The organism is Micromonospora sp. WMMD1128, assembly GCF_027497235.1.
Lineage (GTDB): Bacteria > Actinomycetota > Actinomycetes > Mycobacteriales > Micromonosporaceae > Micromonospora.
Map to the genome: position 1 here is coordinate 6,118,412 of NZ_CP114902.1, position 23,235 is coordinate 6,141,646.

Annotated in this window: 21 protein-coding genes; 8 read left to right on the forward strand and 13 right to left on the reverse strand. The window is 68.0% G+C overall.

The window, feature by feature from the left end; translation table 11 throughout:
• Nucleotides 1–35: 35 nt before the first annotated feature.
• From O7602_RS27665 to O7602_RS27675, 3 genes are all read left to right on the forward strand, one after another.
• Nucleotides 36–563: an XRE family transcriptional regulator gene (locus O7602_RS27665; RefSeq protein ID WP_281585533.1), complete on the forward strand. Its 528-nt coding sequence runs from the start codon at nucleotides 36–38 to the stop codon at nucleotides 561–563.
• A 91-nt stretch (nucleotides 564–654) separates the two neighbouring features.
• Nucleotides 655–1,374, forward strand: coding sequence for a protein phosphatase 2C domain-containing protein (locus O7602_RS27670; protein WP_281585534.1), 720 nt, complete (start codon nucleotides 655–657; stop codon nucleotides 1,372–1,374).
• Nucleotides 1,375–1,426: 52 nt separating this feature from the next.
• Nucleotides 1,427–2,626, forward strand: coding sequence for a GNAT family N-acetyltransferase (locus tag O7602_RS27675; protein WP_281585535.1), 1,200 nt, complete (start codon nucleotides 1,427–1,429; stop codon nucleotides 2,624–2,626).
• Between the two features lie 65 nt (nucleotides 2,627–2,691).
• On the opposite strand, the gene O7602_RS27680 is transcribed toward O7602_RS27675, so the two are convergent.
• The 8 genes from O7602_RS27680 to O7602_RS27715 all read right to left on the reverse strand — a co-directional run bounded on the left by O7602_RS27680 (nucleotide 2,692) and on the right by O7602_RS27715 (nucleotide 9,103).
• Nucleotides 2,692–3,894: a site-specific integrase gene (locus tag O7602_RS27680; protein WP_281585536.1), complete on the reverse strand. Its 1,203-nt coding sequence runs from the start codon at nucleotides 3,892–3,894 to the stop codon at nucleotides 2,692–2,694.
• The gene (locus tag O7602_RS27685; RefSeq protein ID WP_281585537.1) at nucleotides 3,894–4,076 is read right to left on the reverse strand and encodes a helix-turn-helix domain-containing protein; all 183 of its coding nucleotides are present in this window, start codon (nucleotides 4,074–4,076) and stop codon (nucleotides 3,894–3,896) included. Before O7602_RS27685 ends, O7602_RS27680 begins: the two co-directional genes overlap by 1 nt.
• Nucleotides 4,073–5,827 carry a replication initiator gene (locus O7602_RS27690; RefSeq protein ID WP_281585538.1) on the reverse strand — a complete coding sequence of 585 codons (1,755 nt, stop codon included), beginning with the start codon at nucleotides 5,825–5,827 and terminating at the stop codon, nucleotides 4,073–4,075. Before O7602_RS27690 ends, O7602_RS27685 begins: the two co-directional genes overlap by 4 nt.
• Nucleotides 5,824–6,366 (reverse strand): DUF2637 domain-containing protein, encoded by a 543-nt coding sequence (locus O7602_RS27695; protein ID WP_281585539.1) that lies wholly within the window; start codon nucleotides 6,364–6,366, stop codon nucleotides 5,824–5,826. The genes O7602_RS27690 and O7602_RS27695 overlap by 4 nt, the downstream gene beginning before the upstream one ends.
• The gene (locus O7602_RS27700) at nucleotides 6,363–6,554 is read right to left on the reverse strand and encodes a hypothetical protein (protein WP_089154624.1); all 192 of its coding nucleotides are present in this window, start codon (nucleotides 6,552–6,554) and stop codon (nucleotides 6,363–6,365) included. Before O7602_RS27700 ends, O7602_RS27695 begins: the two co-directional genes overlap by 4 nt.
• Before the next feature lie 6 nt (nucleotides 6,555–6,560).
• Nucleotides 6,561–6,815, reverse strand: coding sequence for a hypothetical protein (locus O7602_RS27705; protein ID WP_281585540.1), 255 nt, complete (start codon nucleotides 6,813–6,815; stop codon nucleotides 6,561–6,563).
• Nucleotides 6,812–8,350 (reverse strand): FtsK/SpoIIIE domain-containing protein, encoded by a 1,539-nt coding sequence (locus O7602_RS27710; RefSeq protein WP_281590570.1) that lies wholly within the window; start codon nucleotides 8,348–8,350, stop codon nucleotides 6,812–6,814. Before O7602_RS27710 ends, O7602_RS27705 begins: the two co-directional genes overlap by 4 nt.
• A 357-nt stretch (nucleotides 8,351–8,707) precedes the next feature.
• Nucleotides 8,708–9,103 carry a transcriptional regulator gene (locus O7602_RS27715; protein ID WP_281585541.1) on the reverse strand — a complete coding sequence of 132 codons (396 nt, stop codon included), beginning with the start codon at nucleotides 9,101–9,103 and terminating at the stop codon, nucleotides 8,708–8,710.
• A 286-nt stretch (nucleotides 9,104–9,389) separates the two neighbouring features.
• Between O7602_RS27715 and O7602_RS27720 the strand changes: the two genes are divergently transcribed.
• Nucleotides 9,390–10,628, forward strand: coding sequence for an IS701 family transposase (locus O7602_RS27720; RefSeq protein WP_281586581.1), 1,239 nt, complete (start codon nucleotides 9,390–9,392; stop codon nucleotides 10,626–10,628).
• A gap of 307 nt (nucleotides 10,629–10,935) precedes the next feature.
• Here the strand turns inward: O7602_RS27720 and O7602_RS27725 are convergent, their stop codons facing one another.
• The 4 genes from O7602_RS27725 to O7602_RS27740 form a co-directional block, all read right to left on the reverse strand.
• Nucleotides 10,936–11,712, reverse strand: coding sequence for a glycosyltransferase (locus O7602_RS27725; protein WP_281585542.1), 777 nt, complete (start codon nucleotides 11,710–11,712; stop codon nucleotides 10,936–10,938).
• Nucleotides 11,700–12,512, reverse strand: coding sequence for a GntR family transcriptional regulator (locus O7602_RS27730; protein WP_281585543.1), 813 nt, complete (start codon nucleotides 12,510–12,512; stop codon nucleotides 11,700–11,702). The genes O7602_RS27725 and O7602_RS27730 overlap by 13 nt, the downstream gene beginning before the upstream one ends.
• Nucleotides 12,513–12,651: 139 nt before the next feature.
• Nucleotides 12,652–12,978, reverse strand: coding sequence for a hypothetical protein (locus tag O7602_RS27735; RefSeq protein WP_281585544.1), 327 nt, complete (start codon nucleotides 12,976–12,978; stop codon nucleotides 12,652–12,654).
• Nucleotides 12,979–12,988: 10 nt separating this feature from the next.
• Nucleotides 12,989–13,321 (reverse strand): hypothetical protein, encoded by a 333-nt coding sequence (locus tag O7602_RS27740; protein ID WP_281585545.1) that lies wholly within the window; start codon nucleotides 13,319–13,321, stop codon nucleotides 12,989–12,991.
• A gap of 549 nt (nucleotides 13,322–13,870) precedes the next feature.
• On the opposite strand from O7602_RS27740, the gene O7602_RS31070 reads away from it, so the two are divergent.
• Entirely contained in the window at nucleotides 13,871–14,299 is a 429-nt protein-coding gene (locus O7602_RS31070) for a GntR family transcriptional regulator (protein ID WP_348651302.1), read from the forward strand.
• Between the two features lie 28 nt (nucleotides 14,300–14,327).
• Here the strand turns inward: O7602_RS31070 and O7602_RS27745 are convergent, their stop codons facing one another.
• Nucleotides 14,328–17,891 carry a type ISP restriction/modification enzyme gene (locus O7602_RS27745; RefSeq protein ID WP_281585546.1) on the reverse strand — a complete coding sequence of 1,188 codons (3,564 nt, stop codon included), beginning with the start codon at nucleotides 17,889–17,891 and terminating at the stop codon, nucleotides 14,328–14,330.
• A gap of 799 nt (nucleotides 17,892–18,690) precedes the next feature.
• On the opposite strand from O7602_RS27745, the gene O7602_RS27750 reads away from it, so the two are divergent.
• From O7602_RS27750 to O7602_RS27760, 3 genes are all read left to right on the forward strand, one after another.
• The gene (locus O7602_RS27750) at nucleotides 18,691–19,440 is read left to right on the forward strand and encodes a ZIP family metal transporter (protein ID WP_281585547.1); all 750 of its coding nucleotides are present in this window, start codon (nucleotides 18,691–18,693) and stop codon (nucleotides 19,438–19,440) included.
• A gap of 66 nt (nucleotides 19,441–19,506) precedes the next feature.
• Nucleotides 19,507–21,903 carry an FxSxx-COOH system tetratricopeptide repeat protein gene (gene fxsT, locus O7602_RS27755; protein WP_281585548.1) on the forward strand — a complete coding sequence of 799 codons (2,397 nt, stop codon included), beginning with the start codon at nucleotides 19,507–19,509 and terminating at the stop codon, nucleotides 21,901–21,903.
• Between the two features lie 92 nt (nucleotides 21,904–21,995).
• Nucleotides 21,996–23,192 (forward strand): hypothetical protein, encoded by a 1,197-nt coding sequence (locus tag O7602_RS27760; protein WP_281585549.1) that lies wholly within the window; start codon nucleotides 21,996–21,998, stop codon nucleotides 23,190–23,192.
• Nucleotides 23,193–23,235: the final 43 nt, after the last annotated feature.

Below are 23,235 nucleotides of genomic sequence, written 5' to 3' on the forward strand. Positions count from 1 at the left end.
GTTTACGGAACGACGCCATGTAGCACGATAGCCCCATGGACGTCGGCCCACGGATCCGCGCCCTCCGGATGGAACGGGGCATCTCCCTGTCCGAGCTGGCCCGGTTGGCCGGCGTCGGGAAGGCCACGCTCTCCGGCCTGGAGAACGGCGTCCGCAACCCCACCCTGGAGACGCTGTACGCGATCACCGCGCAGCTCGGCGTTCCGCTCACCGCCGTGCTGTCCGATCCCGAACAGACGCCGACCGTACGCGGGACCGCGGTCGGCGCCACGCTGCTGGAGGTGTTCCACGACCGCGACGCGACCTACGAGCTGTACCGGATGCGGGTCAGCCCGGGGCCGACGCAGCTCTCCCCCGCCCACCAGGCCGGCGTCACCGAACACGTGACCGTCTTCTCCGGCGTGCTCCGCGCCGGCCCGGTGGACGCCCCACTCACCGCCGGCCCGGGCGAATACCTGCGCTGGACCTCCGACGTGCCGCACGGCTACGCCGCGGTCGGCGACGAGCAGGTCCGGGCCAGCCTGCTGCTGCGCTATCCACGTCCGTCCGGTAAGGACAATTGACACATACCCGGGATGTAAGCGGATGACATTTCTTTCCCCGACCCGGCAGCGTGTAGAGACGCGGAGCCGTTCTTCTTGGCAAGCTTGTCCCATGACGCTCATCCTCCGCTCGGCCATCCTCAACGACGTCGGCCTCGTTCGGACCAACAACGAGGATTCCGCCCTCGCCGGTGACCGCCTGGTGGCGGTCGCCGACGGCATGGGCGGCCTCCCGGCCGGCGAGGTGGCCAGCGAGATCGTCATCCGGATCCTGGACGAGCTGACCCCGCCCACAAGCGCCGACGAGGCGGCCGACGCGCTGCGCGCCGTGGTCAGCACCGCCAACCAGCGCATCCGCGCGGCCATCACGGTGGACCCCACCCGCGACGGCATGGGTACGACGCTTACCGCCGCCCTGCTGGCCGGCGACACCCTGGTCCTCGCCCAGGTCGGCGACTCCCGCTGCTATCTGCTGCGCGACCATGAGCTGACCCAGCTCACCCGGGACGACACGTTCGTGCAGGCGCTCGTCGACCAGGGTGCGCTCTCCCGCGACCAGGCCCGGCACCACCCGCAGCGCTCGCTGGTGACCCGCGCGGTGCAGGGCTCCGACGCGCCGCCCGCGGTCGGCGCGCTCACCGTCTTTCCCGGTGACCGGCTGCTGCTGTGCAGCGACGGCCTCTCCGACTACGTGGAGGACGCCGCCATCGCCGGGGCGCTCGCCACCTACGGCGACCGGCAGCAGTGCGGCGAGCAGCTGGTGAAGCTGGCCCACCAGGCCGGCGCGCCGGACAACGTCACCGTGGTCATCTCCGACGTCACCGAGGCCTGATCCCGGTCCCATTCAGGTTGCGGCCCCCGCCCGGGCGCGTTGGGATGAACGGATGCACATTCGCCGGCTGGCCTCCGAGGACCGCCTGACCACCAGCTTCCCGCTGCAGGCGTACGCGTTCGAGGCCTCGCCGCTGACGGCGTCCCGGACCGACGAGTTCCGGGCGTACCTGCCGTACAACGCGGGGAACACGACGCTCGTGGTCGAGGAGGACGGCGTCACCACGGCGGCCGTGTCGGCGATCCCGATGCGGCAGAACCTGCGCGGCGCGGTGCTGCCGATGGCCGGCGTCGCCGGGGTGGCCACCCATCCACTGGCCCGCCGGCGCGGGCACGTCCGGACGCTGATGCACCAGGTCCTCGACGGGATGCGCGACGAGGGGCACCAGCTCAGCGCGCTGCACCCGTTCCGCGCCTCGTTCTACGAGCGCTTCGGCTACGCCGGGCTGCCCCGGCGGCGTACCGCGGTGTTCACCCCGACGGACCTGGCGCCGCTGCTGCGCGCCGAGTTGCCCGACGAGCTGGTCTGGGAGCGGATCGGTGAAGGCTACCCACGGTGGCGCGCCTACACCGAACGGTGCCTGCGCGAGCGGCACGGCTTCGCGGTCTTCCCCGACTTCCGCGCCGTCGGGCTGCGCGAGCGGGACGACCGCTGGCTGCTCAGTGTGGTACGCGGCGGCGAGACGGTCGGCGCGGTCACCTACCGGATCGACGACCACGCCGGCACGCTGTTCGCCGACGACCTGCTCTTCGACGACCCGTACGCCCGGGCTTCGCTGTTGCAGTTCTTCGCCCGGCACGTCGACCAGGTGGCCCGGGTCAGTGTCCAATTGCCGCCCGGCGAGCTGCCCGAGCTGTGGCTCACCGACCTGGACGTGCACGTGGAGGCCCGGGTGTCCCGGCCCGACCCGACCGCGCCGATGGCCCGGCTGCTCAGCCTGGAGGCGCTCGCCGACCAGCCGGTCGGGGTCGGTCGGGTGCTCGTCGAACTGGTCGGCGACCGCTGGCTCGCCGGCCGCCACCTGCTCGACGGCACCACCGGCAAGCTGGCCGTGCTGCCGGCCGACACCGCCGCCGAGGGCAGCCTGCCGTGCGCGCGGCTCACCGCCGCCGGGCTCTCCGCCCTGGCGTACGGGGTGCTCGACCCGGCCGAGGTGGCCGTGCGCGGGCTGGGCGAGGTGCCGGTGGACGCGGCCACCGAGCTGCGCCGGCTCTTCCCCCGTGAGCTGCCCTACCTGTTCGCCGACTTCTGATCCCGACACGTGCCCTGATCAGGCGCTATGTGTCCCGGAAAGCCGCGTAGGGCGTCGCCAGGGCGTCAGGACTCTGGCGGCGTCCCGAACAGGCCGTCGATCGCGTTCCGGGTGCGCTCCTCGCTGGCCGGCATCAGGTGCGTGTAGACCCGGAGCGTGAACCCGGGATCGGCGTGGCCGAGGTACGACGCGACAGCCTTGATGCTCTCTCCCGCGTCGAGCAGCGAGGAGGCGTAGAAGTGCCGTAGCGCGTGCATGCCGGTCGCCCGCGTCGGCGTGATGCCGGCCCTCACGACCGCCGGCCGCCAAGTCGTTTCGTTGAACCGGCACCGGTTGATCGCGTTGCGATAGGTGGTGGTGAACAACAGTCGCGCCGTGACCCGCTCCTCGCTGGCGGGGTGCTCCCACGGCAGGGTGAGCGTCACCGGGTAGCGATCCGCGATGTGCTGCCGCAGCGCCTGGCCGACGGAGTCCGGCAGCGGCACCCGGCGGTCACGGTCGTTCTTTGGCAGCCCGAACACCAACCGGCACCGGACGATCTTGACCTGTCGCGAGACCTGGACCCAACCGGCGTCAAAGTCGATGTCGTCGATGCTGAGGCCGAGGATCTCCCCCTGCCGCAGTCCGCAGCCGGCGCCGAGGTCGACCATCGCCCGATAGCGCGGGGCAAGGCCCATGCGGATTGCCGAGATCTGGTCGTACCGCCACGGCACTACCCGACGCCCAGCCGGACGCGGAGGGTTGACCGACGTTGCCGAGCACGGATTCTTGGCGATCCGCTCGTCGTCGACAGCCGCGGCGAGGATGGTTTGCAGGTGCGCGAAGACGACGGCCCGGGTCGCCGGGGCCAGCTTGCCGACCATCGCGGCGTTCCACTCCCGGATGTGGCCGGGCTTGATCGCCGCCAGTTGCCGAGAGCCGAAGAACGGCAGCAGGTGCTTGCGTACGCGGAACTCTGTGGTCTCGCGAGTCGACTCGTCGACCGAGCGCGTCCTGAGCCACCGTTCGGCGTACTCGGCGAAGGTCATCCGGCCGGCGACCGGGTCGACGTAGGAGCCCCGCAGTTTATCCGTCTCGGTCGAGACGAGGAACGCGTCAGCCTCGCGCTTGGCCCGGTCCGGGAAGGACTTCTTGCGTTCCTTGCCGTCCGGGCCGATGTATCGCACCCGGTAGCGCAGGCCCTTGCCGAACAGTTGCGTCTTGACCCGCTCCTTCCGGCCGCCCTCGTGACGCAGCGTCTTGTACCAGCGATCCTCGACGTGCCCCATCAGGCCGCCGCCTGCTCGCGTACCCAGGCCCGGACCGCTTCCGGCTCGTAGCGCAGGTGTCGGCCGACCCGGGCCGCCGGCGGACCGTACTTGACCTTGCGCCAGCGGTACAGCGTTTCCTGCGGCACCCGGAGGTACGTCGACACGTCCCGAACCGTCCACAGCTCGTCCTTGGCCATCACAGCCCCTCCCCCGTCTTGTCGTCTGCGTCCGTCGTCGAGCTGTCGTCGGGGAGCTGGGCCGCGCGGTCCTTGGCGGCGAGCAGTTCGGAGCGCCAGCGGGCGCGTTCACTGATCGACCGCAGCAGCCGGTGCGCCATCGCCGGCACGTCCGGGTCATCGGGCCGGGCGAGTTCCCAGGCGTGGCGGACCGGTTCGACGGTGGCGCCCTGGTCGTCGACGCCATCGAGGCCGACGGTGACGCCGAGCAGCGCCCGCACCCAGGCCCGCACGTCGTGCTTGTGGTCGGAGAGCGTCTTGCCGGACCAGTCGCGGGAGATGAGGATGCGCCGGCCGCCGATGCCGAGGGTGTCGCGCTGGTGAACTTTGCCCTTGCAGCGGCCCGGCTTGAGCTTCGCGTGTGCCTTCTTCGGCTGAACGCCGTACAGCAGCCAGTTCGCGCAACGGTCGGTGCAGGGGGTCACGCGCAGTTCCCGCCACAGCCGGTCCAGGTGTGCCCGTTGCCGGTCGGTGGTCGCCTTGTGGACGTCGCCGGTGTGCTTGGTGATGTATTTCGTGACGTACCGGATGGTCCGTTCGGCGTCGGCGGTGCCGGGCATGACGCCGCGGGCGTCGACCTGGGCGCCGAAGCGCACGACGTGCACCGGTTCCGCGTCGGGGTCGACGTCGATGGCGTCGAGGGCTTCCGTCCAGGTGGTCAGCGGCCGGCGGGTGTCCGGGTCGACCCACGCCGAGGCGTCCTCGTCCCACACCGGAGGCCGGTCGACGGTGTACCGCTGGACGTCGACCGCCGGCCACCACACCTGGTGATAGGTGGCCGCCGCGACGGTGCGCAGGATGTCCCGGGGGATCGTGCCCCGGATGGCGAAGTGCGCGTGTGGGGCGAGACGGCGTTGCGGCTCGACGCAACCGGCGTACTGGACGTTCCAGCCCTCACACCGCCGCAGGTTCTGCCAGAACCGATCGAGCAGCCGCGGGAAGTGCACCGCATCCCACGCCGCGCGGCGGTAGTCGTACCGGTCGGGGTTGAGCGGTGTGCCGTCGGGGCGGACCGGGCCGTAGGAGTCGAGGGTGAGCGTCAGCCACATCGACGGCCGGTAGGTGGCCCCGTCCGGGGCGGTGTACGTCCTGCCGACCGTGCGCGGCTCGACCTTGCGCCGAGGCAGTTCCGGAGCGTCCTGCCGCCGCCGGGTGGAGCGCTTGCGGCGCGGGCCGGTGTCGTCGTCGCCCTGGTCGTCATCGGCGGTGGCGTGCGGAGGGGCGACCCGTCCCCGTAGCCCTTCGGCCGTGATGGCCTCTTCCACTTCGCGGATCGCCTCGTCGAGGTCTTCGACCTGGTCCCACTGGCAGGCCCGGGACGCCTCGTCACGAGAGAACTCCAGATGTGCACGGAAGAGGATCAGGGACGACTGTTCCTCGGTCGCCGGCTCCGGCGGCGGTAGCGGCTCGTCGTCGCGGTGCCAGCCCTCCCGGATCTGCGCCTGACGCAGCCGGCGGTTCTTCTTCGCGCACGGCGCGCACTTGTCCTCGCGGGTCGCGCCGCAGGGCAGGTCGATGACCTCGGTCCGGCCGGTGTCGAGATCCGTGCGGCGCATCGCGAGGGGTCGCACGCACACCCCGTACTCGGCGGCGATCTCCTTGAGCACGTCGACCGAGCGAGGGAGCGCCATGCGGGCCGCCCGCGACCCTGGCCGAGGAGCAGCAGCCGGGGTCGGGGCGGCCGGCGCGAGGCCGGGCAGGGTTGGAGCGGTCATCGGATGATCCCGACGACGTGCGGCCGGCTGGGCTGGACAGCGCGCGGAGGCAGCACCGCCGGAACGACGGGCGTCGGCACGGTCGGGCGGACCGGTTCGACCTCGGTGGCCTCCGCCGGCTCTTCGTACCGGTACGCGCCGGGCTGGTCCGGCTCGACAGCCGGCGGCATGACCGGGGCGTTGGACAGGACGACCTTGACCAAGGCGAGGAACGCCAGCGACGGCACCGCCGCCACGGTCCAGCCCCACACCGACGGTTCGGCTTCCGCGACCTGGGCCGCGAGGGACAGCAACGCGAACGCCACCAGCAGTGAGCCGACCAGGCCGACGGGTCGACCGGTACGGCGGCGGGCGCGCAGTTCCAGGCCGAGGTAGATCGTCATCAGCTCGACCGCTACCGCGTTGGCCCAGCCGATCCAGTTCGGTTGGCCGTGCGCGACGGAGAGGTCGTGGACGTGGGTGAAGGCCGCGGCGCCGGCCATGGCGGCGATGGCGAGCAGGATCACCAGGCGTACGGCGGATTCGGTTCGCTCGGTCATCGCCACTCCCGCATGGGCTTGTCGCGGATGGTCAGGTCGATGCGGATGCGCCGGTCGGCCATGTCGGGGCGGCGGTTGACCATGTGCGCCAGGCCGTGCAGGGCGGCGGCGGTCTGGTCGGCCGGACCGACCAGGCGGATGCGCAGCGGGCGACGGAGCCGGTTGACGATGCGGGTGAGGGTGGTCATCACGGGTTACCTCCTGGCCGGTCGGATGTCGGTGCGGATGTAGTCGGGAGGGGCGCCGAGGGTGGCGACGGCTTCGGAGAGGCAGCGCCACAGCGCCCACGCCTCATCGGGGGTCAGGGACATCCGTCGCCGGCCCGCACCGACCGCGAGATACACCGGGTACGGATCGGGCCGCTCGGCGTCGACGCGGACGGACACGGCGGTGACGGGTTCGGGGGTGCGCAGCCGGTAGAACCGGCGACCGTTCGGAAGGGTGGTCACCGCGGCTCACCCCCGCCGTCGGAGTCGAGCAGGTTGCGCAGCGCGTCGGGCAGCAGCCGCCCGGAGGGCTTGCGGGGCAACGGAATCCGTACCGGTTCGGTGGCGGTTTCCCGGCCGACCTGGGCGAGGATGTCCGAGGCGTCAGCCGGCGCCGGGAACCGCTGAGCCATGTCGCGGATGTCGTCGTCGCTGACGTACGAGAACCGGACCCGCATCGGGTCGGGAGTGCCGTCGAGGATCACGTACCCGACGCCCTTGGCCCACCGGGGCATCTGATCCGCGAGCGCGCCCCGGTTGCGGGCACCGTCACCGAGGACCATGTCGACCTGTGACGCCTCGGTCAGCCCGAGCGCGATGCGGGTCGGGAACAGGTCCCGGAACGGCAGCACCTCCTTGCGCGGGTCCTGCAACGCGGCCACCACCAGCACGCCGACGCCGGCCCCCTGCGACAGCAGCAACCCCAGCGAGGCGGCGATGCGCTTGCGCAGCTCGACATCCTGCAAATAGGCGGTCAGCGCGGCCATCTCGTCGACGACGACCACGACCAGGGGGTCAGCCTCGGTCGGCGTGTGCACCCGAACCGTTCCCGCCAACCGGGTCTGACGCTCCCGCAGCACGCTCACGGCCTCGTCGAGCAGGTCCGCCATCGCCTCGAACGACTTGCACGCGAACCGGGCGAACATCGGCCGGCCGAGCGCGAACTCCATCCCGCCCTTGGGGTCGACCACCCACAGCCGCACCAGCCCGGAGGCGACACCGCCGCCGAGGACCCGCACCAGCGACCACAGCACCGAGCCCTTCCCCGACCGGGTGGCGCCGCCCACCAGGACGTGAGTCGCCAGCAGATGCAGCGACCAAGGACGCAGGTCCTCCCGCCGAGCCAACGGCAGCGCGGTGAAGTCCGGCACCGCCGGCACCGGGAACGGCGGCACAGACGTGCGCAACGCATCGGTCCGCACCAACGCCACGTAGACCACCGTCGGCCGGTCCCGATACCGCACCCGATCCACCAGCCGCAGCACCCACGCACCCTGACCAGTCCGGGTCGGCGGGTCGCCGGGACGTTCCGCGAAGACCCGGGCATGCCGCCGGCCGAACGCGTACGCCAGGTTCGCGCTCATCCGCTGGAACTGCTCCGGCGTCTGCCCCCGGACCATCCGCACCGTCAGCACGTCGAGCGCCTGATCCGAGCGGACCCGCAGCAGATCAGGTAGGACGTGCCGGCGGTCGAACGTCTCGGCGAGCCCGCACAGCGTCATGGCTTCACGCCAGACCCGTCGGTAGACGAAGATTCGCCGGAACGATCCCAGCAGCGGACCGGCCAGCCACGCCCACCATGACGACTCATCCCGCCAGCGCCACACCGCCGAGACCGCCGACGCCACCACCAGTGGCACCACCAGGCCCGGCCAGTCGAACTCGACGTAGAGCCAGAACGCCAGCACCACCGAGGCGGTAGCCACCGGATGCCGCAGACACCACCACAGCACCCGCCCCGACCAACGCAGCACCAAGCCGAGCACCACCGCCCACATCGGCAGCTCGAAGCGCCTCGGACGGAACACGATCAGGTCACCGGCCGAGGTCGTCACCACCTCACCGCGAGGCCGCCCGATCACTTGGCACCCCGCAGCGACACGAACCGACCCAACGCATCCCGGACCGGAGGAAACGGAAGCACGAGCTGCCCCACGCAGCCGGCGCACCGACCGTCGGCACCGGTGGCCGGATCGAAACGGGACTGACACACGCCACACCGAGGCCAGCCCCGGCCAGCCGGACGCATACCCTTGGACACGTCACTACCTCTCTCGACAGAGCAGGGGAAAGAGACACAGAGGGCGGGGCTGCCGTCCGCCAAGACCTGACAGCCCCGCCCCCACCAAATGCGGCTACGCCGCCGCCTTCTTGGCCACACCCGCCGGGGCACGCATGCCGGTCGCCCGCAGCGAGTACGCCATCCGGCCGTTGTTCGCCACGTAGGGCGTGACCGTCATGCCGTCGAACTCCACCGCCTCGAACGGCGCACCCGTCGGCGGCACCGGCTGGTAGTCGGCGGAAATCTTCACCGTCGTCTCCCGCGAGCGCTTGCCAAGCTCCGGGTCCAGGTCCATCACCCGCACCTGCCACACCCGCTGACCGGTCAACTTGTCCTTCGCCGGGCTACGCCGACCCGTCTTCTCGTCGAAGTCCTCAACCTCACCCATCGACTCGGGCACCAACGCGCACCCAGCCGGGAACACGTCCTCACAACGCACGGCGAACCTCGTACCGCCACGCAGAGCCATCGCTCAACCTCCAGGTTGTTGGCATGTCTGCCAAGTTGAGACTCCAAGGTAGACGGCACTTGGCAGACAAGTCAACAAGGTGAGGCGTCGCGACTACTTCACGCTGCAGCCGAGGTGCTAGTACTCCAGCAGGAGATCCGTTCTGACCTGCTGCGGCGGTGTGGTTTTGTCCGTGGGCGTGGAGCAGCCACCGCTGAGTCTCGTGGTTGTGTGGACCAAAGATACGGCGGTGGCTGCCGCCTACAGAGTAGACGCCCAGCGATGGTCTGGGCTGTTCGACGAGCTGATGGACGTGGTCGGGTCGCGTTTCGGTCGGCCGGAGCCCCGCCGGCGAGTGCGGGACTTCATGGCCGGGCTGCTGGCGCCGTTGCCGACGAAGAACTGTTGGACGATCGCGGAGCACGCCGGTGACGACGGCCCGGCAGGAATGCAGGACCTGATCGGTCGTGCCCGGTGGGACGACGCGCAGGTCCGCGCCGACGTACGGAACTTCGTCGCGGTCAAGCTCGGGCATCCGGACGGTGTGTTGCTGATCGACGAGACCGGGGATCTGAAGAAGGGTGTGCACACCGTCGGGGTGCAGCGACAGTACTCCGGTACCGCCGGGAAGATCGAGAACTGCCAGCTCGCGGTGCACCTGTCCTATGCCTCACCAGCCGGACACACCCTGCTCGATGTCGCCCTCTACCTGCCGAAATCCTGGACCGACGACCCCGCGCGACGCATGGCTGCCGGGGTGCCCGACACGATCGGCTTCGCCACGAAACCGCAGCTGGCACGACGGCTGATCGACACCGCCTTGGCCGGTGGGCTGCCGTGCCGGTGGGTTGCCGGCGACGAGGCCTACGGCGGTGACCCGCACCTGGCCGCGGCGTTACGCGAGCATCGACTCGGCTACGTCCTCGCGGTCGCCTGCTCACACCGCGTCCCCACCGGGCTCGGCATCCAGCGAGCAGACCAGATCGCCGCCGACCTACCGACGTGGGCGTGGCAGCGGATCTCCGCCGGCCAGGGGGCGAAAGGACACCGCTACTACGACTGGGCGTTCGTCACCCTGCCCCTGGCCGCCGACCAGCACCAGGGTCACCACTGGCTGCTGATCCGGCGCAACCGCAGCACCGGTGAGTTGGCGTTCTACCGCTGCTGGTCACCGCAGCTCGTGCCGCTGCGCCAGCTGGTCGCCGTCGCCGGCCGACGGTGGAGCATCGAGGAATCGTTCCAGGCCGCGAAAACGGGCCTCGGCCTGGACCAGCACCAACACCGCCGCTGGCGGGCGTGGCACCGCTGGACCACCCTCGTCATCGCCGCCCACGCATTCCTCGCCGCCGCCGCAGCGGCCAGCACCACCAGCCCGAACGGCCTGATCCCGATCACCGTCAACGAACTCCGCCGGCTATTCCACGCCCTGGTCATCGAACCCACCCGACGCATCGGCGACGTCATCGCCTGGTCCATCTTCCGACGCCAGCACCAAGCCGAAGCCAAGATCAGCCACTACGCCCGACAAGCCCTCACCGAGCCCTGAAACGGATCTCCTGCTGGAGTACTAGAAAGGGAGAACTGTGGTTTCTTTTAACATGTCCGTACGGGCTCCGCAGGTCGTGGTGATCCAGATCCTGGTCACCATCCTATTGATCATCGGAGTAACGCCTCACCTGGTCTAACGCTCGCAGTGGTGCAGGGCGGGATGCTTTCGGGATCCCGCCCTGCATCATGAACGTGGTGAAGTCGGGGGCCTGAGGAGGCAGCACCGGGCGGAGCAGTGGTGGTCCCGACCATGGCGTCAGCGCCCTACCAGGTCGGTTGACTTTCAGATCGCGCCAAGCGGGAGGCTATGTTGCAGGAGTGACCGGCAGCCCGTTCGGAAGCATCGAGGCCAGGGCCACGGCTCTGGCCTCGATGATTTTCATGCGGCCCTCGTATTCGCCCGGTTCGCGGTGGGCGCTCTGGCTTGTGACCTGTCCGGGCCACTTGCGGTAAAGCAGGCCGTGTTCACGGGTGAAATGGCCTTCGCTGACCGCGCTGGCCGCCAAGAGTAAGCCGGTGTCCTCGGAGGCAGGAAGTGCCATCCAGCCGCCCAGGGCCACAAGCAGATACCGGCGGATGCAGAGGGTGGCGGGGTGAACCTGGGCGCGGTAGCCGTTGGTGCGCCAGAAAGCCAGGATAGCGCCGCGGCCGATCAGGCCACCGTCCGGATCCATGTCCCAACCAAGGGTAGAGCCGTCGGGCATGAGGTCTAGGACGCGGGAAGTCGTCCAGCCGATGTGCGGGTAGGTGTCGAAGGCGGCAATGTCGCGGGCTAGGGCGCCGGCGGTGAGTTGGTCGTCCGCGTCGAGCACCTTGACCAGGTCGCCAGTAACGCGGGAGAGTGCGAGGGTGCGGGCGACGCCAGGGCCGCCCGGACGACCAGCGCCGATGCTGATGCGCGGATCGTCCGGCAGGACCCCGCCCAACGCGCCGGTCTGCCCGTCCTCCTGGACGAGCCATTGCCAGTCCCACCCGGTGGGCATGTCCTGCTTGGTCAATGACTCGTAGGCGCCCGCGAGGTGCTCGATGCTGGGCGCGTGGACCGGGGTGACGACCGAGACGAGTTGCGTCAAGTTTTCCACCGCTGGAGTGTGTGGGAGTAGACAAGCTCGGCGCGGTCACCCGGCATCACTATGTCGGCGACCTCGACGACGCGGCCGGTGGTGTCGACGGAGGTTTTCCGGACGGTGAGGACGGAGACGCCCGGGTCGATGTCCAGGAGTTCGGCCTCGTCCGGCGACGGCGGACGTGCGCGGATCTCGTCGTCGATCCGGTCCAGCTCGATGCCGATGGTGTAGAGCTGGTGCTGTGTGCCGCCCGGCCACGGCTCTTTGCTCTCGTCGAGCAGGTCCGGGTTCGCGGCCACCAGGTCGTACGGGAGGTACGAGTACGACACCGTCAGCGGTGCGTTCTCGTGTCGTGAGGACGTCCAGTAGACGCGGCGTAGCAGTGGCGTACTGGGGTCGACCTGCAAGGCCGCCGCCATCTCCGCATCCGCTTCTACCCGCGTGTACTCGGCGTGGAACTTGAGGTCGTCGACGGTCAGGCCGGTGTCGTGCTCGGTGGCGCCGGTCTTCAACCGCTCGTCCTCGTCGAGCAGGACCCGATCCTTCTCCCACTGGTAGCGCTCGGCGTTGCGTCGGCGTACCCGTTGGCGGGGTGCACGCACGTAGGTGCCGCGTCCCTGCTCGGCGCGGACCAAGCCCCACTCACGGAGCTGCCGGATCGCGTTGCGCACGCTGGTACGGGACAGGCCGGAGGAATCGGCGAGCTCGGTCTCACTCGGCATCAGGGTGCCGGGGGCCAGCTCGCCGCCCATGATCTTCGCCCGCAACTCTTCCGCGAGTTGCAGGTAGCGAGGGCGCCAATCCCGGCCTTGCATACCGGACACCGTACCCCCAAGACGTTCCAACGTCTGCCAGGTGGTCCCCCTGGCCGGACGTTCGGGCACCGGAGCGACCGGAGGCGCCGGCCGCCTGGTCTGTCGCGCGGCCGGTAAGGGAGTCCGACTGCGCCGACGCTCAGGGGTGCTCATCGTGCTCTTCCAGATGTAGGCCCTTGGTCATCATCACCAGGCGGACGTAGGTCAGTTCGTAGATGAGTCGGTCCAGACGGACCCGATCGAGCAGGACAGGCTGAATCGCGCCGTCGCGGGTGGCGTCGAGCTTCACGACCAGGTCCCGCCGCCCGAACCGGTCCAGCAGCATCTGAACCCTGACCCAGCCCGTCCGCTCCTGGCCGACGGTGGCGAGGAAACCTCGGTGCATCGGATCGTCCGGTCCGCACCCTTGACACCACGCGGGGCATCCAACGACGTCGGTCACCGACCCCAGGGCGTACTCCGGCATGCTCCCTGCCTCAGTCATCATCGCTCCCGGGATCTCCGCCCGCCTCGATCACCAGGCCGCGCAGGCACTCGGCCAGCCGAACGGCCTGCGTCAGGGACAGCTCAGCCCAGCCGATACCGGCCCGACACGTCGCATGCACCGCGATCAGGGGCGTCCGAGCGTCGACGCCGACGAGGTACGCGACGACCATGCCGCCCACGCGAGCGTTGCCGATCCGGTGCATCGCACCGCGATGGCTGCGAGTCATCTCCGTCATCAGCGGCGGCACGAGGTGACCACAGCGATCGGGGACGCACCAGTCCGGGTGGTTCGTCACCTCCGCGCGCTTGTTCGTAGGCGTCACCGCGGCCACCGCCCGATGCCGTCCCGGTAGACCTGGACTTGCGTGATCGGCGGGGTGGACGGCAACGCGAATGACTCGCCCGCCTGCTCGACCGACCGTCGCGCCGACAGCGGGACCGCCGGGCGCGCACCCGGTGGGACATCGCCCTTGGCTGGTCGCGTCGGGTACCACTTTCGGGGCCACCACAGGGAGAGCCGGCGGCGTCGACGAGGACAGCTGGACATCGCACCTCCACAGGTAGAAGAGAGCCGGCGGCCGACCACGGGAGAATTTGCAGCCGGCCACCGGCTCGGATGAAGGCACGGCCCACCGCCCGACAGGGACGGGTCGGGTATCGCCGAGCCAACTTGTCCGCGCGGCTACCGCAACCGGTCCGACAGGACGCCGCGCGTCTGGTGCGACCAGGGCCAGCACGAGACCACCCCTGACACGAGCCGTCACCCTGGCCGCACACCACGAAACGTATCTACAAGTGGACGAGTTGTCTAGACGTCGAAACGGGCCGCTTGCCTGGCACTTGGTAAGACAAGTGCCGGGTACGGTGAGCAGGTGCCCACCCCGCACTACGGACAGCCCCGTTACCGCGCCATCGCCGACGAGCTGAGAGAGCGCATAGAGAACGGCGCTATCCCGCGCGGCGCCCTACTGCCACCAGAGAGCGTCCTCGCCGCGGAGTTTCGGGCCAGTCGCGGCACAGTCCGCCAAGCCCTCGCGGTTCTACGGCAAGAACAGGTAGTCGCGACCGAACACGGCAGAGGAACCATCGCAAAGCCATATCAAATAGAACAAGCATCCGAATCGGAAACGCGACACCGCTACGTCGCCGCCGACACGGAGCTTGCGACCCTCCTCGCTGTCGAGGTCGGCTCACTCCTAGTCGAACGACAACGCGTTTCCCAGGAAAATGGGGCAATTGTAGCAGTCGTAAGAACCTACCTAACTGCATCGAGTTCGAGCGTTAACGCGGATGAAAGGTAGAAGGTTCACCCCCACATCGACCGTAAAACTATTCCGCGATTGGCGCATCTTGAGGCATAAGCCAGACCCCAGAGCTACATTCTCTGTAATTGTCATCAAGCTCTGACATCATGAGAAGGACTTCCGACAGGCGCCTAGCCGTCTGCGAGAAGTGACGCACCTCGTCAAGCGTTAGCGGGCGACCCAAGACAGCGTGCTCGCGATAAGACAGCCATTTCTTCAGCACCTGGAAGCCGCCGATCCGAAAAAGCCACACGTTGATGGGAACATTAGTAATGGCGATCCGTGAATTGAGATAAACGTCTACCGTTTGATCGCCTAGGTGACCGATACCCACGGCTGGCTCTATCCCTCGGGCACCAAGCTCGTCGACCAGCACCTGTAGCTCTTCATCGGTTCTGCCACGGATCGTGAAATGACCCTGCCCCGCCATCGTCGCGCCGCGCGCATCGAGATATCCCCAGCCCTTGTCCACTTTAAGATCATTCGCCTGAAGAGCTCCATCGCTGTTGTTTTTAACAGCCGCAACTCGCACCCTCGTCATAGACTCCAAAAGAGGCGTGTGGTGCAAGCTAGGCGTATCATCCAAAAGAAGCGCCAGCCTCCGGCCTAGTTCGGCAGACGCAAGAAGACGATCTTTAAGAGCAGGCAGTGGAACTCGCGGATATTCTTGTCGCAATGCACCCCTGTTGTCCGCGGTATACGTCGGCGCGTAGAGGATGGCGAGAGCGTGCATCCAAATATTGCTCGACTTCGTCTCGCCGCTGTCTGCCTCAAGCCCCAGCGCGGCGAGGTATTCAAGCGCTAGTCGCGAAAGATTAGGACGAAGGCTGTCGGTCGCCATAAAGTCGAGCTGCAGCTGAGGGCTCCCGTCATGGTCAGCCGTAGACGCATTGCTGAGCATTGTTGCGATGGCATATGCGGTCTTGTGAAGTAGATGCTGGTCGCCTAGGAACGAGCTGTACAAGACCGGAGCACCATCATCCGACGCCTCGGCCGTCCTGCGAACGAATAAGACTCCGGCACCAGCCTCGACGTTGCGAACGAGTTGCGGTTGCGGAGCGACCCATAGATTAGATGTGGTTTCCACATACGCCCAGCGGACATCGAAGGGCTTAAAAACGAACTCCTTGATTTTCCGATCGTCGAACCGACGAGCAGCAGCCTGGCCCGTCGGCCCTCGCCCGGTTAATTGTCGCCTTGTTGCCTGCGGATCAAACCCGTACCAAGGACGCGTCAGGTTCCGCAATTCTGAGGGCAAGTCGTCATAGCTGACATCACCGTCGAGATAAATCTCCAGCCGCGACCGGAGCGCCTGCCGGCTCGAATCGATGAGCGCAGCTCCTCGGGCCTCGTGCAGGCCATAGACTGGAGGTTCCGCAGCAATATCAGATACCCGAGGCCAACCGTAGTAGCTCGTGCCAGCACTGATCGGTCGCAGGGCAAAAAGGTTGTTGGATGAGGGCGATACGGGGATAGCACTTTTCGAGCTACAGGGATCGTTCGGCTCAATACCTTCGAGTGATGCCAAGAGATCGGACCGCTTGGTCCCACCCCAATAGTCTCGATAAGTGACGGCAGCTAAACCCTGAGTCGAGGACTCTGGCGCCTTAACCAAGGTGCAGATCGCGACACCTTCTGCAATGCCATTACTGTTTCGCTTGGTGGAGAAGACACTTGGATCGGACCGCCTGTCGGGCGTCCGCTTCCCTGTCTCGTCTTTATCGCCATTCATATTATCAATATGAATGGAACTAAAATTAGTAAGCAAATGCTTTCGCATGGCCGCGAAAGAGGGCTTCGCCAAGTAGGAGCTGTTGCTAATCAAGCAGACAACACCTTGGCCAGTCTGCTCGGCGATGCGACGTTCGGCAATTCTAAAGAATCGCACGTAAAGGTCATTGATGGTATTGCGGGTCCGCACCCCCTCTTTATACGGCGAAAGCAAGTCACCCTCTTCGACCGGGCTAGCGCCAGCAAATGCATTATATGGCGGATTCCCAATGACAACCAAAATTTGGCTATTGCGCTTAATGGCTTCCGCCGCTTCGCGTTCGCGGGCCAGTTCAGGAAATAGGCTCTCTGGCTCGTCTTCCTCTTCCTGCCAGCCGACCAAGGCGTTAGTGAGGTAGACCGCCGCCCGCTCCCCCATGCCGCCCCGCAATGACGTTAAGGGTACTCCAGCATCTCTAAGTGCGAGCCCTATCTGCAGATGCGCCACAACATACGGAGCGGGGAGGATCTCAAACCCGTAAAGCCGGTCAGTAACAGCTCTTTTGAGCTCAAGCGGAGCCAAGTCATCAGTACCGAATGACTCCTTAAGCGTGTTCTGGATAACCCGGACCGCTTCCAGAAGGAAGGAGCCTGTACCGGCGCAAGGGTCGAGCAAGATAACACGTTCGTCAGCAAGGCCGAGCGGAAGATTGAATTGCGTACGGAGCTCTTGATCGACTCGACCAACCATATATGCAACTACCTCACGAGGCGTGTACCAGACGCCGAGCTGCTTACGCAAATCGGGGTCGAACGCCGCAAGGAATGGTTCGTAGAAATATTCGATAGCGTGATCAACTTCAAAACGCGCGAAAAACTTTTCACGGTCTACACGATTTAGGGCGTCGCCGGCAAGATCAAGCAGTTGGGCCAATCCAAGATTATGGACAGACCCTGGAGTCGCGACTCTATCAAAGAGCATGCTTATCACAGGGACATCTAATTGCCAGCCAGCGAGCCTCCAATCGAAACGCTCGTCGTTGCGCAAATCGCGCTCTTTGCTCCATAGCACCCAAACAGCAAAAATTCCGTAGAATAAGGTCTGAACAAGGGTTGAACGGAAAAATTTCTCTGCGCGGTCACCGGTGTATGCCACTCCAAGCGCTCTTTGTAGATCGCTCTTCAAAGGCGCAAGCTCGCTCAAGCCTCGTTGCTGGACACGTTCTAATGCCAGCCGCGCATAGGATGCGAGGAACCATGCTAGATGCTCTGGCGTCGTTACGGGTGCACGGCTTGTGAGACTTCTCTGCAGGAAGTTGACGAAGTCAAAAGCCGAGTCTCTATCTATGCTTTTTCGATTAAATGAAATATCCCAAAAGTCACTGGCGTTGGCTGCCAGAGAAAATGATTCCTTAACTAGAGGACGACCGCTCGAATCAGCCGCCAAAAGAGCAAACTCACGGATGTTCGTGATGAGTACTTGCCCGTACTTCTTTAGATAGCGAGTGACCTGCGGAAGCTTAGCAATATCATCAAGGTTCTCGGTGGCCGCTTTTGCTTCAAGGACACCTCTCGCGGGAACCTGCTCGCGCCAAGGGCCATCACTGGCGACCGCTGCACGCATCTGCTCTTCACTGAAGAGCCCGGCATCTGCGATACCTGCGCCGCGATTGCGCGGATTAAGTACGCAATAAACCTTCGGGTCTAGGCTCTGGCCTATTTGATTCAGCAGCCACTCTATGGCGCCGTAGTATGACGTTTCGGCAACGGCCTCACCTGAGGCCCGGATCTTCCCGACTTGCGTCAAGTATCCAAGGGCGATCGCTTCCGGGCCCAGAGGACGCGCAACGGTTCCACGCCTTGCTTGCGGAGGGGTCATGCTAGCTCCAGTTCTCGCGTGCCCGAAGCTTAACGGCTCAGTAGACCGCCGCCGGGGACGCTGCTGGTTCCATGAGCAGCCGCGCTCGGCCTCGGGCGCGGCAGGAACTCAGAGGGTCTCCAGCGCCCCGCGTAACAAGACATACGAGGTGGCGGATGCCCTCTTACCCCTGTCCGCCTGTCCGTCACTTTGCCGATTTCCTCTGTTTTGGATCAAGGCACCGCGCTCCGCGCGGTGCGGGGCGGCAAGCCCGGCCGGCGGCAAGCCGCCCCGGCCGCCTACGGCGCCGGGGCGGTAAGCCACCGAGAGCCGCCGGGACACCGCCCCACGAGTAGAAGAGCCAGCCTCAGCGAGGCCGTGACGGAAGCCGGCGGCGCGGCCTGGCCGAGTGGCAAAGGCTTCCGACTGCCGCGCCAGTCCAACCCCGGGACTGGCTTGCCACCGAATCACCGGGTCGCGGCACCAGCTCCACCGCCAGGACGTGCCCGACCCTCCCCCGCAGCCGCCGGCCCGACTCCGGAACCACTGAGCGCCGGCCAGGTGAGGTCCCACGGCGGCGCAACCAGTCCGATCCGAGGCGAGGCCAAGGGCCGGCACTCAGGGCGTCTCCAGGGCGTCAGGGCGTCGTCAGGGCGTCAAACGCCAGCCAAGGTTGACCAAGAACGCCAACCGGCGCCCGGACATAGAACCAGCTCAGAGTCTTGACTACGGCTCTGAGCTGGTAGGCGGCGAATGGGTCACCCTGTTCGCCGACTTCTGATCGGGTTGGCGGCACCGGGCCGGGGGTAGTGTCCGGCGCGTGCCGGAGTGGTTGGAAGCGGGACTCTGGGGGTTGCTCGCCGGGTCCGCTCTGTTGATCGGGGCGGCCGTCGGGTTCTTCGTGCGCGTACCGCGCCGGACGACCGCCTCGGTGATGGCGTTCGGGGCCGGCGTGCTGCTCTCCGCCGTCTCGTTCGAGCTGATCGACGAGGCGCACGAGCAGGGTGGTCTGCTGCCGGTGGCGATCGGCGCGGCTGCCGGCGCGCTCGCGTACACCGGGGCGAACGTGCTGCTGGCCCGGCACGGCGCCCAGCACCGCAAGCGCTCCGGCGACGAGCAGCCCTCCGAGCAGGAGCAGCCCGGCTCGGGCAACGCGATTGCGGTCGGCGCGCTGCTCGACGGCGTACCGGAATCGGTGGTGATCGGCACGAGCCTGCTGGCCGGCGGTCCGGTCAGCCTGGTCACGGTGATCGCGGTGTTCCTCAGCAACGTGCCCGAGGGGCTGTCCAGCGCCGCCGGCATGCGCCAGGCCGGGCGGACCCGGCGGTACGTCTTCGGGCTGTGGGCGGCCATCGCGCTGATCTCCGGCGTCGCGTCGCTGGCCGGGTACACGTTGCTCGGCGGCGCCCCGCCGGAGGTGCTGGCCACCATCACCGCGCTCGCGGCCGGCGCGATCCTGGCGATGATCACCGACACCATGGTCCCGGAGGCGTTCGAGGACGCACACCTGCTGGTCGGTCTGATCACCGTGCTCGGCTTCCTGGTCGCGTTCGCCCTGTCCCATACCTGACCAATGGGCGGCGTTGGCCGGACGGATGATCGCGTTCGGTGACCGAGGTGGGGCACGCTGTCATCCGTGGCGGAGGCGAAGACTGCTCGGGTGGACCTGTTCGTCAGCTACGCGGGCCCGGACCGGCCGTGGGCGGAGTGGGCGGCGCGGCAGTTGGAGACCGCCGGCTACACGGTCGAACTGGACGTGTGGGACTGGGCGACCGGCGCCAATTTCGTCCTGTGCATCAACGACGCGCTGGCCCGGGCCGACCGGGTGCTGGCTCTGTTCTCCGTGGCCTACTTCGAGCGGGAGCGGTTCACGATCGACGAGTGGACGGCGGTGCTGGCCGAACGTCCGGACGAGACCGAGCGACGCCGGCTGGTCCCGGTGCGGGTGCAAGAGGTCAAGCCCCCGCCGATCCTCCGGTCACTGATCTACCGAGACCTGTTCGATTTGGCCGAACCGCAGGCCCGCGCCGCGCTGTTGGCCGCCGTCGGCGGTCCGGTGCGGCCGGCGACGGTGCCGTTTCCCGGCGATGCGGTGACGGCGAGCACGGCCCGCGTGCCGGGCAGCTACCCGGCGGTGTGGAATGCTCCCCGCCGCAACCAGGCGTTCACCGGACGGCAGGGGCTGCTGGCCGCGTTGCGGGCCCGGCTGACCGGTGGGGACCGGGCGGTGGTGCAGGCGCTGGCCGGTCTCGGCGGGGTGGGCAAGACGCAGTTGGCCATCGAGTACGCCCATCTCTTCGTCGGCGACTACGACCTGGTCTGGTGGATCGACGCCGAGCGGCCGGAACTGATCGGTGAACAGGTCGCCGCCCTGGCCGTGGCCGCCGGCTGGGTGGATCAGGGCGTCACCATCGCGGTGGCCCAGGACATCGCGTGGCGGCGGCTCCGGGCCGTCCACGGCTGGCTGCTGATCTTCGACAACGCGACGGACGGCGCGGACCTGGCACCCTGGCTGCCACCGGAGACCGGGCACGTGATCGTGACCTCCCGCAGCAGCGCGTTCGCCGGGGTGGCCACGCCGGTGGAGGTCGACGTGTTCTCCCGGGCTGAATCGGTCGACATGTTGCGCCAACACCTACCCACTGTCGCCGACGCAGACGCCGACCGGCTCGCCGCGCAACTCGGTGACCTGCCGCTGGCGCTCGCGCAGGCCACCGGCCTGATGGCGGAGACCCGCATCGGCGTGGCCGACTATCTGACCGAACTGGCCGAGCACACCGCCCAACTCCTGCGGATGGGCGCCGTGGTCGGCTATCCGGCGCCGCTGGCCGCCGCGATCGAGGTGTCACTGACCCAGTTGACCGGCGAGGAGGACAGCGCGGGCGTGCAGTTCCTCCAGTTGTGCGCTCAGCTCGCGCCGGAGCCCATCCCGCTGCGCTGGTTCGCCGACGCTCTGGAGGGCATCCTGCCCGAGCCGCTGGCCACGGTGGCCGGTGCCCGATTGGCGTTCCGCAACACGCTGGCCCGGCTGGCGCGGCTCGGCCTGGTCCGCCTGGACGAGCACACGGTCCAGTTGCACCGGCTCACCCAGGCCGTGCTGCGGGACCTGGCCACCCCGGCCGAACGGCAGGATCACCGGCAGCGGGCCGAGCAGATCGTCGCCGCCGGCGAACCCGACAACGACGGCACCGACCCCCTCTCCTGGCCGGCCTGGGCGGAGCTGCTGCCGCACCTGCTCACGCTCGACCCCGCAACCGCCGGTCCCGGGTTGCGTGCCACTGCCTGCAACGCGGCGTGGTACCTCCTCATGCGCGCCGACTACCGCAGGGTGCTACCACTCGCGGAGCGGTGGCACCGGCTGTGGCGGTCACGCCTGCATGCCGAGGATGAACACGTCCTGTGGATGGCCAGCCAGGTCGCCTCGGCCTACTGGCTCACCGGTCGATACGAGCAGGCCCGCCAACTCCACGAGGACACCCTCGACCGCTGTCGTCGGACCCTCGGCGACGACCACCCCAACACGCTGAGCAGCGCGAACAACCTCGCCGCCAGTCTGGCCGCCCTGGGCGAACACGAGCAGGCCCGCCAACTCCACGAGGACACCCTCCACCGCTATCGCCGAACCCTCGGCGACGACCACCCCAACACCCTGAACAGCGCGAACAACCTCGCCGCCAGTCTGGCCGCCCTGGGCGAACACGAGCAGGCCCGCCAACTCCACGAGGACACCCTCCACCGCTATCGCCGAACCCTCGGCGACGACCACCCCGACACCCTGAAGAGCGCGAACAACCTCGCCGCCAGTCTGTCTGAGCTGGGCGAACACGAGCAGGCCCGCCAACTCCACGAGGACACCCTCCACCGCTATCGCCGAACCCTCGGCGACGACCACCCCCACACGCTGAGCAGCGCGAACAACCTCGCCACCTGCCTGTCCGAGCTGGGCGAACACGAGCAGGCCCGCCAACTACGGGAAGACCTCGTCGACCGCCGGCGAGCCCGCGCCGACAACAACCCCGACACCGCCGAATGACCGCCAGCCATCCCGGCGCTTGTGCTTTAGCGGCGGGTTAAGGATCGCCGGTGGAGTCGTCCCCGGGCCGGTCGTCCTCCTAGCATCGGGCGATGCGCCTGAAATCCGCCCTCCCCCTGCTCGCCCTCGCCCTGGCCACCGCCGCGTTGCCGGCGTGCGGCGGCGACCCGCCCGGACCGCCCGCGCCGGTCGCCGCCACCGACACCCCGGCCGGCACACCGTCCACCCCGGATGCTGACGACCCGGCCGTCTCACCGAGCGCCCGCGCCGGGCTCGGCAGCGCCAAGCCGAGCCCCAGCTCCGCCCCGGCCGCGCTGCGCGCCGGCAACCCGGATGGGAAGGCCGCCGTGCCGGCCGAGGCGCGGGCGGTGGACACGTCGCGCCCGACCCGTACCGTCGGCAGCGGCACGCCGGCGAGCTGCACCTCGGCGGCGGTGGTGAAGGCGGTGGCGGCGGGCGGCATCATCACGTTCGACTGCGGCCCGGCGCCGGTGACCATCACCATGAAGGCCACCGCGAAAGTGGTGAACGCGCACGGCCCGCGCATCGTGCTCGACGGCGGCGGCAAGGTCACGCTGAGCGGCGGCGGCAGCCGGCGGATCCTCTACATGAACACCTGCGACCAGGCCCAGGGCTGGACCACCTCGCACTGCCAGAACCAGGAGTTCCCGCAGCTCACCGTGCAGAACCTGACGTTCACCGGCGGCAACTCGACGGGCGAGAAGGCCGAGGGCGGCGGGGGCGGCGCGATCTTCGTCCGCGGTGGGCGGGTGAAGGTGGTCAACTCGCGGTTCGTCGACAACCGCTGCGACCGCACCGGCCCGGACCTGGGGGGCGCGGCGCTGCGGGTGCTCAGCCAGTTCGAGAACAAGCCGGTGTACGTGGTGGGCAGCACCTTCACCGGCGGGGTGTGCGCCAACGGGGCGGCGCTGAGCAGCATCGGCGTCTCGTGGACGGTGTTGAACAGCGTCTTCCGCGACAACCGGGCGGTCGGCACCGGCGCGAACCCGGCCCGGGGCGGCACACCCGGCGGTGGCAGCGGGGGTGCGATCTACTGCGACGGCAACGAGTTCACGGTGCGGATCGCCGGCACGGTCATCGAGGACAACAGCGCCAACGAGGGCGGCGGCGCCATCTTCTTCGTCAGCAACGATCGCACCGGCACCATGACGATCTCCAGTTCGACCCTGCGGCGGAACCCGAGTAAGGGCTTCGAGACGAAGGGGTTCCCGGGGATCTTCTTTCTGGGCGCGCGCCCTCCGTCGGTCAGCTCCTCCCACCTCTCGTGAGACCGAAGGCGGGGGCCCTTCTTAACGCCTCCGGTAGAGAAGG

Bases quoted from the DNA above. Each gene is read 5' to 3' on its own strand.
- O7602_RS27695 (WP_281585539.1), bottom strand. From the start codon at position 6,366: ATGACCGAGCGAACCGAATCCGCCGTACGCCTGGTGATCCTGCTCGCC.
- O7602_RS27745 (WP_281585546.1), bottom strand. From the start codon at position 17,891: ATGACCCCTCCGCAAGCAAGGCGTGGAACCGTTGCGCGTCCTCTGGGC.
- O7602_RS27680 (WP_281585536.1), bottom strand. From the start codon at position 3,894: ATGGGGCACGTCGAGGATCGCTGGTACAAGACGCTGCGTCACGAGGGC.
- O7602_RS27670 (WP_281585534.1), top strand. From the start codon at position 655: ATGACGCTCATCCTCCGCTCGGCCATCCTCAACGACGTCGGCCTCGTT.
- O7602_RS27720 (WP_281586581.1), top strand. From the start codon at position 9,390: ATGGACGTGGTCGGGTCGCGTTTCGGTCGGCCGGAGCCCCGCCGGCGA.
- O7602_RS27710 (WP_281590570.1), bottom strand. From the start codon at position 8,350: ATGTGGGCGGTGGTGCTCGGCTTGGTGCTGCGTTGGTCGGGGCGGGTG.
- O7602_RS27700 (WP_089154624.1), bottom strand. From the start codon at position 6,554: ATGACCACCCTCACCCGCATCGTCAACCGGCTCCGTCGCCCGCTGCGC.
- O7602_RS27675 (WP_281585535.1), top strand. From the start codon at position 1,427: ATGCACATTCGCCGGCTGGCCTCCGAGGACCGCCTGACCACCAGCTTC.
- O7602_RS27730 (WP_281585543.1), bottom strand. From the start codon at position 12,512: ATGCAAGGCCGGGATTGGCGCCCTCGCTACCTGCAACTCGCGGAAGAG.
- O7602_RS27665 (WP_281585533.1), top strand. From the start codon at position 36: ATGGACGTCGGCCCACGGATCCGCGCCCTCCGGATGGAACGGGGCATC.
- O7602_RS27690 (WP_281585538.1), bottom strand. From the start codon at position 5,827: ATGACCGCTCCAACCCTGCCCGGCCTCGCGCCGGCCGCCCCGACCCCG.
- O7602_RS27715 (WP_281585541.1), bottom strand. From the start codon at position 9,103: ATGGCTCTGCGTGGCGGTACGAGGTTCGCCGTGCGTTGTGAGGACGTG.
- O7602_RS27735 (WP_281585544.1), bottom strand. From the start codon at position 12,978: ATGCCGGAGTACGCCCTGGGGTCGGTGACCGACGTCGTTGGATGCCCC.
- O7602_RS27760 (WP_281585549.1), top strand. From the start codon at position 21,996: ATGCGCCTGAAATCCGCCCTCCCCCTGCTCGCCCTCGCCCTGGCCACC.